The sequence below is a fragment of the Actinoplanes sp. NPDC021490 genome, assembly GCF_055562135.1.
Genome location: NZ_JBVHFW010000025.1, coordinates 88,614 through 101,083, shown reverse-complemented (window position 1 = coordinate 101,083; position 12,470 = coordinate 88,614). Strand labels below are relative to the sequence as shown.

Genomic DNA, 12,470 nt, shown 5'->3' with positions numbered 1-12,470 from the left:
GCCATGAGTCTTGAAGAGTTGCAGCGGCAGACGCTGGAAGCCGCGCTCGGCGACGTCGCTGTGGCCCGGGTCGCCTTCGACGACGTTGCGGGCTGGGTGGCTTCCGCCCAGGCCGGTCCGGTGGATTCGCTGGGGGCCGAGGTGTGGGTGTTCGACGCGGAGCTGTCGCAGATCCTGCTGGTGAGTCATCCTTGGCGGAGCTGGGTTCCGCCCGGCGGGAAGGTCGAGCCGGGGGAGTCGCCCCGGGAAGCGGCGCGCCGGGAGTTGCGCGAAGAGACCGGACTGGATGTTGAGCTCCTCGCCCGCCCGGCCGCCGTCTGCGTCCGCTCCTACCATCCCGCCCGCCCGGTGACCCTGGGGCTGTCCTATGCCGCGATCGCCGACCCCGCTGCCCCCTTGATGCCCGAGCCCGGTCAGCCCGCCGCGTGGACGAGCCTGGACAGCGCGTGGGAGAGCTCCTTCCCCGACGACCGGTCCCGCATCCGCGGGCATGCGCAGTGGCTGGCCGGCCTGGCCGCCTCCGAGCGGACGGCAAAAGCGCGCGATTGAATCACCTGGTGTCCGGAGCGGCCGCCGTCCGCCCCTGGTGGTCAGCGGGCGGCGGGGGCGCCGACGGCTCGACCTTGGGGTCGTCGTCATCGTCGCTCTCGGCCAGGTCGGAGGGGGAGCCGATGGTGCTCGTCGCGGTGAGCGCCGCCGCGAACAGCACCATCTGGTTGATCGCGTTGAGGAAAACGAGGAGCCCGACCGACCCGGCGACGACCTGGTAGGTCGGGTTGGCCTCGGTGACGCGCACGTAGAGCCGGCCGAGCGTCTTGAGCAGCTCCAGAGCCAGCGCCACCAGCAGCGCCGGGCCCAGCAGGCGCCGCCACGGCATCCGTACGCGAGGCAGCCCGGTCAGCGCCCCGGCGGCGAGGACGGTGTTGACCGCGATGGCCACCGTGAATCCGACCCCGCTCAGCAGCCAGCGGGAGACGCCGATCCCGGTGTCGGCCGCGTCGATGAACCGGTTCGCGGCCAGCGTGGTCAGGTAGGCCACCCCCAGCGAGGCGGCCAGCAGCACCCCGAGGCCGGCCAGCACGAGAAGGTCGATCAGGATCCGGATGACGATGTTGCCCGGATATTCGGGCAGCTCCCACATCCGCCGGATCGACGACCGCAGCGCGTCGACCCAGAACCAGCCGGTGACGGGCAGGCCGATGAAGGCGATGACCCCGATGGTGCCCCGGGCCTGGCGCAGCGCATGGACATCGAGCTGGGGCAGGTCCTCCGCCGCGTACCGCTCGACCGAGCGCAGCACAGCCGGGTCGTCCAGGACGAAGCCGAAGACGGCGACGCCGAGCAGCCCCAGCGCGAACGTGGCGAAGAACGCGTAATAGGTGACCGCCGCGGCCAGCCGGCCGCCGTCGGCCCGGTCGTACCGGATGCCGGCCCGGATCAGGTGATCGAGCCACCGCACCCGGCGACGCAGCCGTCGCCCGGCGCTCGCCATCCACCGTAGGAAACGCCTGGCCGCCACGTCGACGTCATACCCATCGACCGGCCCGGTCACGCCGGTGAACCGCAGACGTGGTTACCGTGTCGGGGTGAGGTGTGATCTTTGAGCGAGACCCCGGAGGGCTGCACCCTGACCGTGTGCCGCGACTGCTGCTGCGGCAACGCCCTCAAACATCCGTCGGTCGACCACGACGCGCAGCTGGACCGGCTGCGCGAGGCGCTCGCCCCGGCCCACCGGGTGCGTACGAGCGGGTGCCTGGACGTGTGCGCCGAGGCGAACGTGATGGTGGTGCACCCGACCCCGGCCGCCCGCCGGCGGGGCGCCCGGCCGGTCTGGCTCGGGCTGGTCCTCAGCCAGGCCGTCGAGGCCGACCTGGTCGCGTGGGTCGACGCCGGCGGGCCCGGGGTGGCGGCGATCCCGCCGGTGCTGGACCTGTCGGTGATCCCGGCCCCGGGCGGCCCGCCGGGCGGCCTGCCGGACGCAGCCGATCCGCCGGGCCGGGCGCCGGGTGCCCTGCCGAGCCCCGCCGGCCCGCCGGGCCGGGCGCCGGGTGGTCTGCCGAGCCCCGCCGGTCCGCCGGGCCGGGCGTCGTAGGAGGGCCGGTTATCGGGCCAGCCAGCCGCCGTCGACCGCGAGCACGTGGCCGTTGACGTAGTCGGCCGCGGGGGAGGCGAGGAAGACCACGGCCCCGGCGATGTCGTCGGGGCGGCCCCAGCGGCCGGCCGGGATGCGTGACCTGATCTCGGCCTCGCGGGCCGGGTCGGCGCGCAGGGCCGCGGTGTTGCTGGTCGCGACATATCCCGGGGCGACCGCGTTGACCTGCACCCCCTCGGCGGCCCACTCGCAGGCCAGCGCCTTGGTCAGCCCGGCCAGACCGTGCTTGGCCGCGGTGTATCCGGGGACCCGCACCCCGCCCTGGAAGGACAGCATCGAGGCGACCGAGACGATCTTCCCCTGGCGCCGGGCCAGCATGCCGGCGCCGACGGTGCGGCTCAGCTGGAACACCGCGTCCAGGTTGACGTCGAGCACGGAGCGCCAGTCGTCGAAGGAGTGCTCGGCGGCCGGGGCCCGCCGGATGATGCCGGCGTTGTTGACCAGGATGTCGACCTCGGGCAGCGTGGCCACGGCGCTGGGGATGGCCGCGGTGTCGGCGAGGTCGAGGATCCACCGGGTGGACCGCCGGCCGGTCCGGCGGACGTCGCTCTCCACCTCGTCGAGATCGTTGTGGTGGCCGTGCAGCACCAGGTCGGCGCCGGCCTGGGCCAGGGCGACCGCGATGGCCCGGCCGATCCCACTGCGTGAACCGGTGACCAGTGCGGTGCGGCCGTGCAGGGAGAACGGGGACCCGGCGGGTCCGGTCATCGCAGCTCCCCGATCGCCACCGGCTCGACATCCTCGTACGCCTGGTTCTCGCCGCCCATGGCCCACACGAACGCGTAACTGCGCGTGCCGAAGCCGCAGTGCACCGACCACCGGGGCGAGATCACCGCTTGCCCGGGGGCCACGACGAGGTTGCGGGTCTGGTCGGGCCGGCCCATCAGATGGACGACCCGGTCGGATTCGGGCAGGTCGAAGTAGAAGTAGACCTCGGTACGCCGTTCGTGGGTGTGGCAGGGCATGGTGTTCCACATGCTGCCCGGTGCGAGGACGGTGACGCCGAGGACGAGCTGGGCGCTCTGGATGCCCTTGGCGTGGATGTATTTGTAGATCGTGCGCTCGTTGGAGCCGTCCCGCGAGCCCAGCCGCACCGGTTCGGCGTCGTCGAGGGTGGCCTTGACGGTGGGGTAGCTCGCGTGGGCCGGCGTGGAGACCAGATAGAAGCGGCCGTCGAACGACACCTGCCGGGCGCCGCGCCCGATGTAGAGAACTTCCTTGGCGGCCAGGTCGTGGCGGACGCCGTCGACGGTCACCGTGCCGGCCTCGCCGACGTTGACGACCCCGAGTTCGCGGCGCTCGAGGAAGTAGTCGGAGCGCAGCTCGCCGGGGCAGGGCAGCTCGGTGACGCCGGTCGAGCCACCCAGCACCATGCGGTCCTCGTGGGAGTACGTCAGCCGCACCTCGCCGGGGGCGAACAGGTCCTCCACCAGGAACCGCCGCCGCAGCTGCTCGGTGTCCATGCCGGCCACCTGCTCCGGGGCTGTCGCGTGTCGCGAATCCATGAGCCTTTCCTTTTCTTGTTTCCGGGTGATGCGGCTTCTTGTTTCCGGGTAGTGCGGCGGCGCCCCGGTCGGCGGGGCGCCGCCGGTTTGTCAGACGTTGTCGGACTCGAGGGTTCCGCCGTTGGCGACGTCGGAGCGCTCGATCTCGTCGAAGCGGATGCGCACCGACGGCCGGCGGGCCTTGAGGATGTCGACCGCCGCCGCGGTGACCGCCTCGGCGAACTCGCGCCGCTGGTCGAGGGTGCGGCCGGACAGCAGTTCTACGGTGATGTTGGGCATTGCCACTCCTACTTGTCGGCGCCGGCGACGTAGATGTCGCCATCGGCGATGTCGGCGGGACGAGCGCTGCTGGCCCCGGTGAGGATGAGCCGGGCCGGGTCGCGGTAGCCGTCGATGACCTCGATGCGCTGGACGGCGCGGGGGATCGCGATGGTCGACTCGGGACGCCAGTGCGTGCCGGCGAACAGCGTGAAGGTCGAGACGGCGGTGACGGCGGGGTCGGTGCTGGTGGCGTAGACCCGCCAGGTCAGCGCGTTCACCCGTTCCATGTCGCGGACGCGGAAGCCCGCGGCGACCTCGCGGTTGTGCCAGCCCAGCGGCGTGTGGACACCGGTGTGCGTGTGCACCTGGCCCTGCTCGTCGAGGCGCATCCAGACGACGAACGGGGCCAGCGCGGTGGAGCCGACGAGCTGGATGTAGTCGGGCGAGCGCGGATTGACCGTCTGCAGGGGTGTCTCGGCGACCTTGAGATACTTCTCCTGGTCGGCGTCGTCGATCTTGACGCCGAGGTCGGCGCCGCTCGCGGACCGGAACTTGAGGTCCCGGGGGCTGAAGTACGTGTAGTAGATGTTCTTGTGGTAGCGGTCGTGCAGGTGACCCTCGGGGCCGCCGCCGGCCAGCGTGTAGACGACGGCGACCCGCTCGGGGCGGCCCAGGGTGGCCGGCTCGTGCCGCAGTTGCCCGATGTAGACCTCGTTCATGTTGTCCGCGCGGGTCTGCGGGGCGATGTTCCACCGCTCGCCGGTCAGCGTCTCCGAGCTTTGCCACGTGCGCCCGTTGTCGGTCGACCGGACGTACTTCATCGGGCGGAAGTCGGTCGGGTACTGCTTGTCGAGGTCGCCCGCGGTCTCCCGGACGAAGACGAAGATGTGCCCGGCCGACGACTTGAACACCATCGGGTAGGTGGCGCCGAGGCCTTCCGGGATCTGGGTGTCGGTCCAGGCGCCCTCGATCGAGTGGGGCTGCGGCGACCGCGCGAACCACAGCTCGCGGTTGTGCATGCCGCGGAACACGAGCAGGTGCCCGTCGTCGGCCTGGATCAGGGTCGGGTAGTTGTGGGTGTCGTTGCCGCCGTCGGCCACCTTGACGGGTGCGGACCAGGTCTTGCTGCGGTGGTCGTAGGCCTGGACGTAGTTGTCCTCGAACTGGCCCGCCCAGGAGATGAAGGTCTTGCCGGCCTTCGGGTCGTGGACGCCGCCGTTGGTGGGCCGGCGGTCGCTGCGGGCCGCCACGCCGGTGGCGACGGTGGCGAACGAGGTAGGTGCGGCCGACGGGCCGGACCGGTGTGGCGGTGTGGCCGCCGTGGCCGGCCCCGGCGCCACCGCCAGGAGCGCGGCGACGGTGCTGAGAGCGATGAACGGCACGACGCGACGCATCGAGCCTCCTTAATGACGAGGACGTGATCCGTGATTGTGCATGGTTTTCATGTATAAGGAAAGCGTTCACATATGTGGACAACGCCGAACGCCCAGGGGGTTGTCCTCCCGCAGGGGCTCGGGCAGGAATTCGTCCGGGACGCCCTGATAGGTCACCGGGCGCAGCCAGCGCCGGATCGCGGTGGCGCCGACCGAGGTGTGCAGGGCGTTGGTGGTGGCCGGCCACGGGCCGCCGTGCTGCTGAGCCCAGGCGACGGCGACGCCGGTGGGCCAGCCGCCGAAGACCACCCGACCGGCCCGCTCGGCGAACCGGGCGAGCAGGTCGCGGATCAGCTCGGGCTCGCTCGGCGGGTCGGCGTGCACGGTGGCGGTCAGGCTGCCGGGCACCAGGTCGAGGGCTCGGGTCAGGTCGGCGGGGGAGTCGTACTCGACCACCAGCGAGGCCGGTCCGAAGCATTCCTCGAGCAGGGCCGGGCCGAGGTTCCGGGCGGCCACTGCGAACAGCGTCGGCGAGGCCGCGCTGTCACCGCCGGAGATCGTGCGGACGCCGTCGGCGGTGGCCAGCGCCCCGGCCACCTGGTCGAAGCCCTTGCGGATGCGCTCGTTGAGCAGGGGTCCGACGGAGACCGACCGGACCGACCCGGCCAGTTCCTCGTCCCGGCCGTGGCCCGCGGGCAGGAACAGCAGTCCCGGCTTGGTGCAGAACTGGCCGGAGCCGAGCGTGAACGAGCCGACGAAGCCCCGCAGGATCTCGCGGCCGCGTGCGGCCAGGGCGCCGGGGGTGACGACGACCGGGTTGAGCGATCCCAGCTCGCCGTAGAACGGGATCGGATCGGGGCGGGCGCCGGCCAGGTCGTACAGGGCCCGGCCGCCCTGCAGCGATCCGGTGAAGCCGGCCGCCCGGATCGCCGGGTGCTCGATGAGGTGGCGCCCGGCGTCGAGGCCGTGCACGACGGTGAAGGTTCCGTCCGCCGCGCCGGCCCGGGCCAGCGCGGCCCCGACGATCTCGCCGGTGCGCCGGGACAGGCCGGGGTGACCTGGGTGAGCCTTGACGACCACCGGGCAGCCGGCCGCGAGCGCGCTCGCGGTGTCGCCGCCGGCGATCGAGAAGGCGAACGGGAAGTTGCTGGCCGCGTACACCGCGACCGGACCCACCGGGATGAGCATCCGGCGCAGGTCCGGGCGGGGAGCCGGCCGGGCGGCCGGGTCGGCGTGGTCGATGACGACCTCGTGGAAGCCGCCCTCGCGGACCACCTCGGCGAACATCTCCAGCTGCACCCGGGTGCGCGTCAGCTCACCGTCGAGCCGGGGCCGGCCCAGTCCGGTCTCCGCGTCGGCCAGGGGAACCAGCTCGTCCCGGGCCGCTTCGAGGGCGGCCGAGACCGTCTCGAGCAGTTCGGCCCGGCCGGTCAGCGGCAGCGGCCCGGGAAAGCTGAGGGCTGCCAGTTCGGCGACGGTGGTGTGCGGCACGGGCTCGCCCACCGGTTCCCCGGTGTACGGGTTGCGGCCCTGGTCGGTACCGGTGTTCATAAATTCTCTTCTCTGTACGTGTGCGTCGGATCAGTGGCCGGTGGTCCGGCTGGCCACGGCGGAGCTCGTGCCGTAGGTGAAGGCCCGCACCCGGAACCAGGCCTGCCGCTCGGTGTCCGAGGCCATCAGCCCGACCGAGTTCACGTCCGGGTCGAGCGCCATGGCCACCGTCCAGGCCGGACGGCCGGCGGTCCGCACCTCGATCAGCTGGCCGTCCTCGCCGGCGGCGTTGTCGGCCCAGGTGAACAGCACCGCGCTGCGGCTCTTGACGGTGGCCGTGAGGCTTGTCGGCGGGCCACCGGCCGGGCCGGGGGCCGGTGACCGTCCGCGGCTCGGCCCACCCGAGGTCACTGTCGTCGAGCCGCACGTCGGGCCGGGCGGCGGCCAGATGCACCTGGACCGGGCCGGAGGCCGCGGCGGCGGTCATGGTCGTGCGCATGGGTCCTCCGCCGCCACCGCGGTCACTTGCGCCAGAACTGGACACCGCTCCGGCCCGGGCGGGCCCGGCCGAGGCCAGCACCATGGCCACGACCAGCGCGGCGACGAGGGGGAGCGATCTTCGCACGGGAACCTCCGGGAGTCACGGCTGTCCACATATGTAGACGGCTATTAGCGAGGTGTTCCACGTTCATTGACGAGGATAATGCCGCTAGTATGTCGATCGATCAATACCTATGACGGACGGGACGGGCGATGGCGGACCAGCGGATCTTGATCACCGGGTCGTCGGGGCGGGTCGGCACGCTGCTGCGGCCGCTGCTGGCCCGGCCCGGGCGCGTGCTGCGGCTCTTCGACCTGCGCGCGCCGCAGCCGCTGCCGGGAACCGGCGCCGAGGAGGTCGTCCTGGGATCGGTGGACGACCTCGACGCGCTCGTCGCGGCGCTGCAGGGTGTGCACGCCGTGCTGCATCTGGGCGGGCAGAGCCACGAGGCGAGCGCCGAGGAGGTGCTGCGGGTCAACGCCTACGGCACGTACTGCGTGCTGGAGGCGGCCCGCCGGGCCGGGGTGACGCGGGTCCTGCTGGGCTCGTCCAACCATGTGGCCGGTTTCCACAGCCTGAGCGAGCAGCCGGGCGAGGTGCCCGGCGACATCGAAGCCCGCCCCGACACGCTCTACGGCTGGAGCAAGGTCGCGGTCGAGTCGGCCGGGCGCCTGTTCCACGACCGGTTCGGCCTCGATGTGATCTGCCTGCGCATCGGGCAGTGTTTCCCGGCTCCGCGCGGTCCCCGGGGCCTGGCCATGTGGTTGTCCCCGGACGACTGCGCGCGGCTGGTGGAGGCGGCGATCGGCGTGCCCGGGCCGGGTTTCCGCCAGGTGTGGGGGATCAGCCGCAACACCCGGCGCTGGCTCTCGCTGGCCGAGGGTGAAGCGATCGGCTATTACCCCGAGGACGACGCCGAGGAGTACGCGGAGAAGATCGTCGCCGAGTCCGGCGAGCCCGACATGGTCGCCGACCCGGCCCTTAACCGGATCGGGGGCACGTGGTGCGACCAGCCGCTCGGTGAGGCCGGCTGACCGGGGATCAGCGGATGCCCTCGCGGCGCAGCGTCGTCGCGAGGGCCTGGGTGCGCGCGGTCACCGCGGCGGTGACCCGCTTGAGCTCGGGGCCCTTGGCCGCCGCGGCCGGCATCGAGCAGGAGATCGCGTCGGTGGCCGGAATCCGGTAGCCCACCGTGGCGGCCAGGCAGGCGACGCCCTCGGTGCCCTGTTCGCGTTCGAAGGCCCAGCCCCGCTGCCGCACCGCGTCCAGCTCGCCGAGCAGGGCCGCCCGGTCGACGATGGTGTGCGGTGTGTACCGCTCCAGGATCGCCGGCAGCAGCGCCTCGACCTCGTCGGTGGTCAGGTCGGCCAGCAGGGCCTGGCCCAGCGCCGTCATGTGGGCCGGCAGCCGCCGCCCGACCCGCGACACCACGTGCACGGTGTCGCGGGACTCGCGGCTGGCCAGGTAGAGCACGTGGTTCTCGTCGCGGCGGGCGTAGTGGATCGTGTAGCCCAGCTCGGCCCGCAGGTCCTCCAGGGCCTCGTACGCGAACATCAGCGCCGGATCACGGTCGAGATAGGCCGTGCCGGCAAGGAGTGCGTGCGGGCCGACGCCGAAGGCCGATCCGGCGTCGTCGGTCTCCACCCATTTCAGGTCGCGCAGCGTGCGGACCAGGGCGTGCAGGCTCGAGCGGGGGTAGCCCGTGCGCTCCTGCAGCTGCGACAGGGTGAGCCGCGCCGGGGAGGCGGCGAGCGTCTCGAGGATCCGGACCGTCCGCTCCGCGGACTTGACCGGCGACATCTCGGCGGTGTTGTCCGGGACGTGCGCCACCGGGCGGCCGCCGGTGCGTCGACGGGTCTCTGGCATGGATCCATCCTCAAGCTTGTCTATTTCCAACTGTTGACCGTCATGCTACCGGACGCTAACTTGACCCTGCATGTGAACACATTTCAGGAAGCCATCCACATATATGGACAGGAGGCAGAAGCGTGATACGCCGGACCGCTCCCCTCGGACTCGCCGCTCTGCTCGCCCTCGCCCTCGTCGCCGGCGGCGCTGCCGCCTGCGGCGGCGACAGCGACGGCGCGGAACAAGACGCCAACGCACCACTACAGATCTGGATCCGTAAGCCCCCCGGTTCCAACTCGGAGAAGACCGCCCGGGACCTGGCCGCCAAGTTCACCGCCGCCAGCGGCGTGCCGGCCCAGGTGACCGCCCTGTTCGAAGACTTCGAGACGAAGCTTCAGCAGGCCGCCGCGCAGAAGGATCTGCCCGACATCGTCATCAACGACACCGCCCAGCTGGGCAGCCTGGTCAAACAGGGCCTGGTGCGCGACGTCGACCGGGCCGCCCTGGCCGGCGGGGCCGACCTCAGCCCGGTCGCCTGGGACGCGGCCAAGGGCGCGGACGGCAAGTACTACGCGGCGCCCTTCTCCGTGCAGTCGTTCGCCCTGTTCATCCGCAAGGACTGGCGGGAGAAGACCGGCGCGAAGATCCCGGCCTCGTGGGCCGAGCTCGACGAGCTGGCCCGCAAGTTCACCACCGGCGACCCGGACGGCAACGGCAAGGCCGACACATACGGGTGGGTGGTTCCCGCTTCGACCAAGCGGGGCTACGCCTCCTGGTACGCCACCAGCTTCCTGTGGTCGGCCGGCGGCGACTTCCTCACCGGGTCGCCGGGCAAGTTCACCCCCGCGGTCAACAGCGCGCAGTCGATCCAGGCGGTCGACTACCTCAAGGCGCAGTTCTGCACCGACAAGACGGTGGTCCCGGGCGCCGTCACCCTGGAAACCGTCCAGGCGCACCAGGCCTTCGAGAGTGGCAAGGGCGGCATCTACTTCACCGGGCCCTACAACATGGCCCGCTTCGACAAGAGCCTGGGACGCGACAAGTACGAGGTCGTCGCGCTGCCCGCGGGTCCCGGCGCGAAGGCGTCGTCGCTGGCCGAGGGCGAGAACGTCTATCTGATGGCCGGCTCGGCCAACGAGGACGGTCAGAAGAAGTTCGCCGAGTTCGCGACGTCGCCCGAGGGGCAGACCATCGGCTTGGCCGGTGACACCGACGGCACCATCGTCCGGCTGCCGGTCAACACCAAGGTGCAGCTCGGCGCGGTCCGCCAGGACACCCGCTGGCAGACCTTCGAGACCGTCTTCAAGCAGGCCGGACGGTTCACCCCGGCGGTGCCGGACTGGACCCCGTTCCGGCAGAGCGCCGCCGACACCCTCAACACGATCTTCGCGAACTGCTCGACGGACACCAAGGCGGCGCTGGACAAGCTGGCGCAGACCTACACCGAAGAGCTGACCAAGCAACAGGTCAAGGGGTGACGTCCCTGCGAGAGGCGCCGGTACGGCGGCGGGCCGCGGCCCCCGGCGTGCCGGCGCGCCGGGGGCGGGGCGCGCGGGCGAGGGCGCTGCCCTGGCTGTTCCTGCTGCCGGCGCTGATCCTGTTCGCGGTGTTCAAGTTCGCGCCGATGGTGCGGGCCATCGAGATGAGCTTCCACGAGGTCCGCCCCTATCTGGGTGACCGGTGGGTCGGCGCCGACAACTACAGCGCCGTGGTCACCGACGACGCCTTCCGGTCGGCGATCTGGCACACCGTGGTCCTCGCGGTCGGCCAGACCGGCGGCTCGCTCGTCATCGGTCTGGTGCTGGCCCTGCTGCTCGAGGGCGCGGCGCGGCACCTGTGGTTCGTCCGGACCGCGGTCTTCCTGCCGACGGTCGCCGCGATGGCCGTGGTCGCCGAGGTCTGGCGGGTCATCTACTACCCGGCGCCCGACGGGATCGCGAATTCCCTGCTGGGCTGGATCGGGATGGGCCCGTCGTCGTTCCTCAACTCCGAGGACACCTCACTGTGGTCGGTGATGGCCGTGGGCATCTGGCGCGGCGCCCCGTACGACATGATGATCTTCATCGCCGGGCTGGCGGGCGTCGACCGCACCCTGTACGAGGCCTCCGCGGCCGACGGCGCCGGTCCACTGCGCCGGCTCTGGCACGTCACCCTGCCGTCGCTCCGCCCGGTCTTCGCGATCCTGTTCACCCTGGCGGCCATTCGCGGCCTGCGCGTCTTCACCGAGATCTTCCTGCTGACCAACGGCGGCCCCAACGGCTCGACGGAAGTGCTGATGACCCTGATCTACAAGCTGGGACTGGAACGCAACGAGCTCGGCATCGCCGCGGCCGGGTCGATGGTGCTGCTCGGCGCCACCGTCGTGCTCACCCTGGCCGTGCAGGCCGTACGCCGCCGGAGGCCCGATGAGAACCCGGGCTGACCGGTACGACTCCGCGCTGGGCTTCACCTCGCTGCGCGGCCCGCTGGCCCGTGTGGTGCAGATCCTGCTGTACGCCGTGCTCGTCACCATCTTTGCCGGGCCGCTGGTGGCGCTGATGGTCGGCGCTTTCAGCCCGGTCGCCGACCCGAGCCGGCTCACCCTGTGGCCGGACAGGCTGACCTTCGACAACTTCACCGCGGCCTTCGACCGGGGCGTGCTGGGCTACCTGCTCAACTCGTTCATCGTCGTCGGTGTCGGCCTGCTGCTGCAGATCCTGGTCAGCGTCTCCGCCGCGTACGCCCTGGCCCGCCACAAGTTCCCCGGCATGCGCCTGGTGCTCCTGCTGATCCTGTCGACCATGATGCTGCCGGAGGAGATCCTGGCCATCCCGCTGTCGCTGGTCCTCGCCGACGTGCCGATCCTGCACATCAACCTGATCGGCACCCTGGCCGGCATGATCGTCCCGGTGGCCGCCTGGGCCTTCTCCATCCTGGTCATGACCGAGTTCATGAAAGAGATCCCGATGGAGCTGGAGGAGGCCGCGCGCATCGACGGCGCCGGCGACCTGCGGATCCTGATGACCATCGTGCTGCCGCTGGTGCGCCCGGCGCTCGGCGTGATCGGCATCTTCGGCTTCACCATGATCTGGGATCAGTACATGCTTCCGCTGCTGGTGGCCCAGGACGCCAGCCAGTTCACCCTGCCGCTGGCGTTGCGGACGCTGCGCACCGACGAGCAGGCCGGCCTGGGCGTGCTGCTCGCCGCCGCCCTGCTCGCCCTGCTTCCGTCCGTGCTGGCCTTCCTGGCCCTGCAACGGCAGTTCATGAAGGGCCTGACGTCCGGCGCCGTCAAGGGCTGACGCCCGCGAACCATGAAG

13 protein-coding genes and 1 pseudogene are annotated in these 12,470 nt (G+C 71.6%); 6 read left to right on the top strand and 8 right to left on the bottom strand.

Annotated features, from left to right (window positions below; genetic code table 11):
- Positions 1-3 precede the first annotated feature (3 nt).
- Positions 4-549 (top strand): NUDIX domain-containing protein, encoded by a 546-nt coding sequence (locus tag ACZ3I4_RS44150; protein ID WP_465388137.1) that lies wholly within the window; start codon positions 4-6, stop codon positions 547-549.
- 1 nt (position 550) lies between these two features.
- On the opposite strand, the gene ACZ3I4_RS44145 is transcribed toward ACZ3I4_RS44150, so the two are convergent.
- A complete protein-coding gene (locus tag ACZ3I4_RS44145) occupies positions 551-1,492 on the bottom strand; it encodes a YihY/virulence factor BrkB family protein (protein ID WP_465388136.1) in 942 nt (313 codons plus the stop codon).
- Between the two features lie 135 nt (positions 1,493-1,627).
- On the opposite strand from ACZ3I4_RS44145, the pseudogene ACZ3I4_RS44140 reads away from it, so the two are divergent.
- Positions 1,628-1,951: pseudogene (locus tag ACZ3I4_RS44140) on the top strand (hypothetical protein); the annotation flags it as partial.
- Between the two features lie 150 nt (positions 1,952-2,101).
- Here the strand turns inward: ACZ3I4_RS44140 and ACZ3I4_RS44135 are convergent.
- The 6 genes from ACZ3I4_RS44135 to ACZ3I4_RS44110 form a co-directional block, all read right to left on the bottom strand.
- Complete coding sequence (locus ACZ3I4_RS44135; RefSeq protein WP_465388135.1) at positions 2,102-2,860, bottom strand: SDR family oxidoreductase; 759 nt, start codon at positions 2,858-2,860, stop codon at positions 2,102-2,104.
- Complete coding sequence (kduI, locus tag ACZ3I4_RS44130) at positions 2,857-3,657, bottom strand: 5-dehydro-4-deoxy-D-glucuronate isomerase (protein WP_465388134.1); 801 nt, start codon at positions 3,655-3,657, stop codon at positions 2,857-2,859. The genes ACZ3I4_RS44135 and kduI overlap by 4 nt, the downstream gene beginning before the upstream one ends.
- A 90-nt stretch (positions 3,658-3,747) precedes the next feature.
- The gene (locus ACZ3I4_RS44125) at positions 3,748-3,936 is read right to left on the bottom strand and encodes a tautomerase family protein (protein ID WP_221374950.1); all 189 of its coding nucleotides are present in this window, start codon (positions 3,934-3,936) and stop codon (positions 3,748-3,750) included.
- 8 nt (positions 3,937-3,944) lie between these two features.
- A complete protein-coding gene (locus ACZ3I4_RS44120; RefSeq protein ID WP_465388133.1) occupies positions 3,945-5,312 on the bottom strand; it encodes a BNR-4 repeat-containing protein in 1,368 nt (455 codons plus the stop codon).
- Positions 5,313-5,378: 66 nt separating this feature from the next.
- Positions 5,379-6,842, bottom strand: coding sequence for an aldehyde dehydrogenase (NADP(+)) (locus ACZ3I4_RS44115; protein ID WP_465388132.1), 1,464 nt, complete (start codon positions 6,840-6,842; stop codon positions 5,379-5,381).
- A gap of 30 nt (positions 6,843-6,872) precedes the next feature.
- The gene (locus ACZ3I4_RS44110) at positions 6,873-7,193 is read right to left on the bottom strand and encodes a hypothetical protein (protein WP_465388131.1); all 321 of its coding nucleotides are present in this window, start codon (positions 7,191-7,193) and stop codon (positions 6,873-6,875) included.
- 342 nt (positions 7,194-7,535) lie between these two features.
- Here ACZ3I4_RS44110 and ACZ3I4_RS44105 point away from each other — a divergent pair, with 342 nt between their 5' ends.
- Entirely contained in the window at positions 7,536-8,357 is an 822-nt protein-coding gene (locus ACZ3I4_RS44105) for an NAD-dependent epimerase/dehydratase family protein (protein ID WP_465388130.1), read from the top strand.
- Between the two features lie 7 nt (positions 8,358-8,364).
- Here ACZ3I4_RS44105 and ACZ3I4_RS44100 read toward each other — a convergent pair whose 3' ends face one another.
- A complete protein-coding gene (locus ACZ3I4_RS44100; RefSeq protein WP_465388129.1) occupies positions 8,365-9,189 on the bottom strand; it encodes an IclR family transcriptional regulator in 825 nt (274 codons plus the stop codon).
- A 122-nt stretch (positions 9,190-9,311) separates the two neighbouring features.
- Here ACZ3I4_RS44100 and ACZ3I4_RS44095 point away from each other — a divergent pair, with 122 nt between their 5' ends.
- From ACZ3I4_RS44095 to ACZ3I4_RS44085, 3 genes are read left to right on the top strand one after another with little or no spacing between them, the layout of a single operon-like run.
- Positions 9,312-10,649 (top strand): sugar ABC transporter substrate-binding protein, encoded by a 1,338-nt coding sequence (locus ACZ3I4_RS44095; protein WP_465388128.1) that lies wholly within the window; start codon positions 9,312-9,314, stop codon positions 10,647-10,649.
- A complete protein-coding gene (locus ACZ3I4_RS44090; RefSeq protein ID WP_465388127.1) occupies positions 10,646-11,593 on the top strand; it encodes a carbohydrate ABC transporter permease in 948 nt (315 codons plus the stop codon). Before ACZ3I4_RS44095 ends, ACZ3I4_RS44090 begins: the two co-directional genes overlap by 4 nt.
- Entirely contained in the window at positions 11,577-12,452 is an 876-nt protein-coding gene (locus ACZ3I4_RS44085; protein WP_465388126.1) for a carbohydrate ABC transporter permease, read from the top strand. Before ACZ3I4_RS44090 ends, ACZ3I4_RS44085 begins: the two co-directional genes overlap by 17 nt.
- The last annotated feature ends 18 nt before the right edge of the window (positions 12,453-12,470 follow it).

What these genes read in the sequence shown, in the direction of transcription:
- ACZ3I4_RS44100 (WP_465388129.1), bottom strand. Translation starts at nt 9,189, where the DNA reads ATGCCAGAGACCCGTCGACGCACCGGCGGCCGCCCGGTGGCGCACGTC.
- ACZ3I4_RS44120 (WP_465388133.1), bottom strand. Translation starts at nt 5,312, where the DNA reads ATGCGTCGCGTCGTGCCGTTCATCGCTCTCAGCACCGTCGCCGCGCTC.
- ACZ3I4_RS44115 (WP_465388132.1), bottom strand. Translation starts at nt 6,842, where the DNA reads ATGAACACCGGTACCGACCAGGGCCGCAACCCGTACACCGGGGAACCG.
- ACZ3I4_RS44135 (WP_465388135.1), bottom strand. Translation starts at nt 2,860, where the DNA reads ATGACCGGACCCGCCGGGTCCCCGTTCTCCCTGCACGGCCGCACCGCA.
- kduI (WP_465388134.1), bottom strand. Translation starts at nt 3,657, where the DNA reads ATGGATTCGCGACACGCGACAGCCCCGGAGCAGGTGGCCGGCATGGAC.
- ACZ3I4_RS44105 (WP_465388130.1), top strand. Translation starts at nt 7,536, where the DNA reads ATGGCGGACCAGCGGATCTTGATCACCGGGTCGTCGGGGCGGGTCGGC.
- ACZ3I4_RS44145 (WP_465388136.1), bottom strand. Translation starts at nt 1,492, where the DNA reads ATGGCGAGCGCCGGGCGACGGCTGCGTCGCCGGGTGCGGTGGCTCGAT.
- ACZ3I4_RS44150 (WP_465388137.1), top strand. Translation starts at nt 4, where the DNA reads ATGAGTCTTGAAGAGTTGCAGCGGCAGACGCTGGAAGCCGCGCTCGGC.
- ACZ3I4_RS44085 (WP_465388126.1), top strand. Translation starts at nt 11,577, where the DNA reads ATGAGAACCCGGGCTGACCGGTACGACTCCGCGCTGGGCTTCACCTCG.
- ACZ3I4_RS44125 (WP_221374950.1), bottom strand. Translation starts at nt 3,936, where the DNA reads ATGCCCAACATCACCGTAGAACTGCTGTCCGGCCGCACCCTCGACCAG.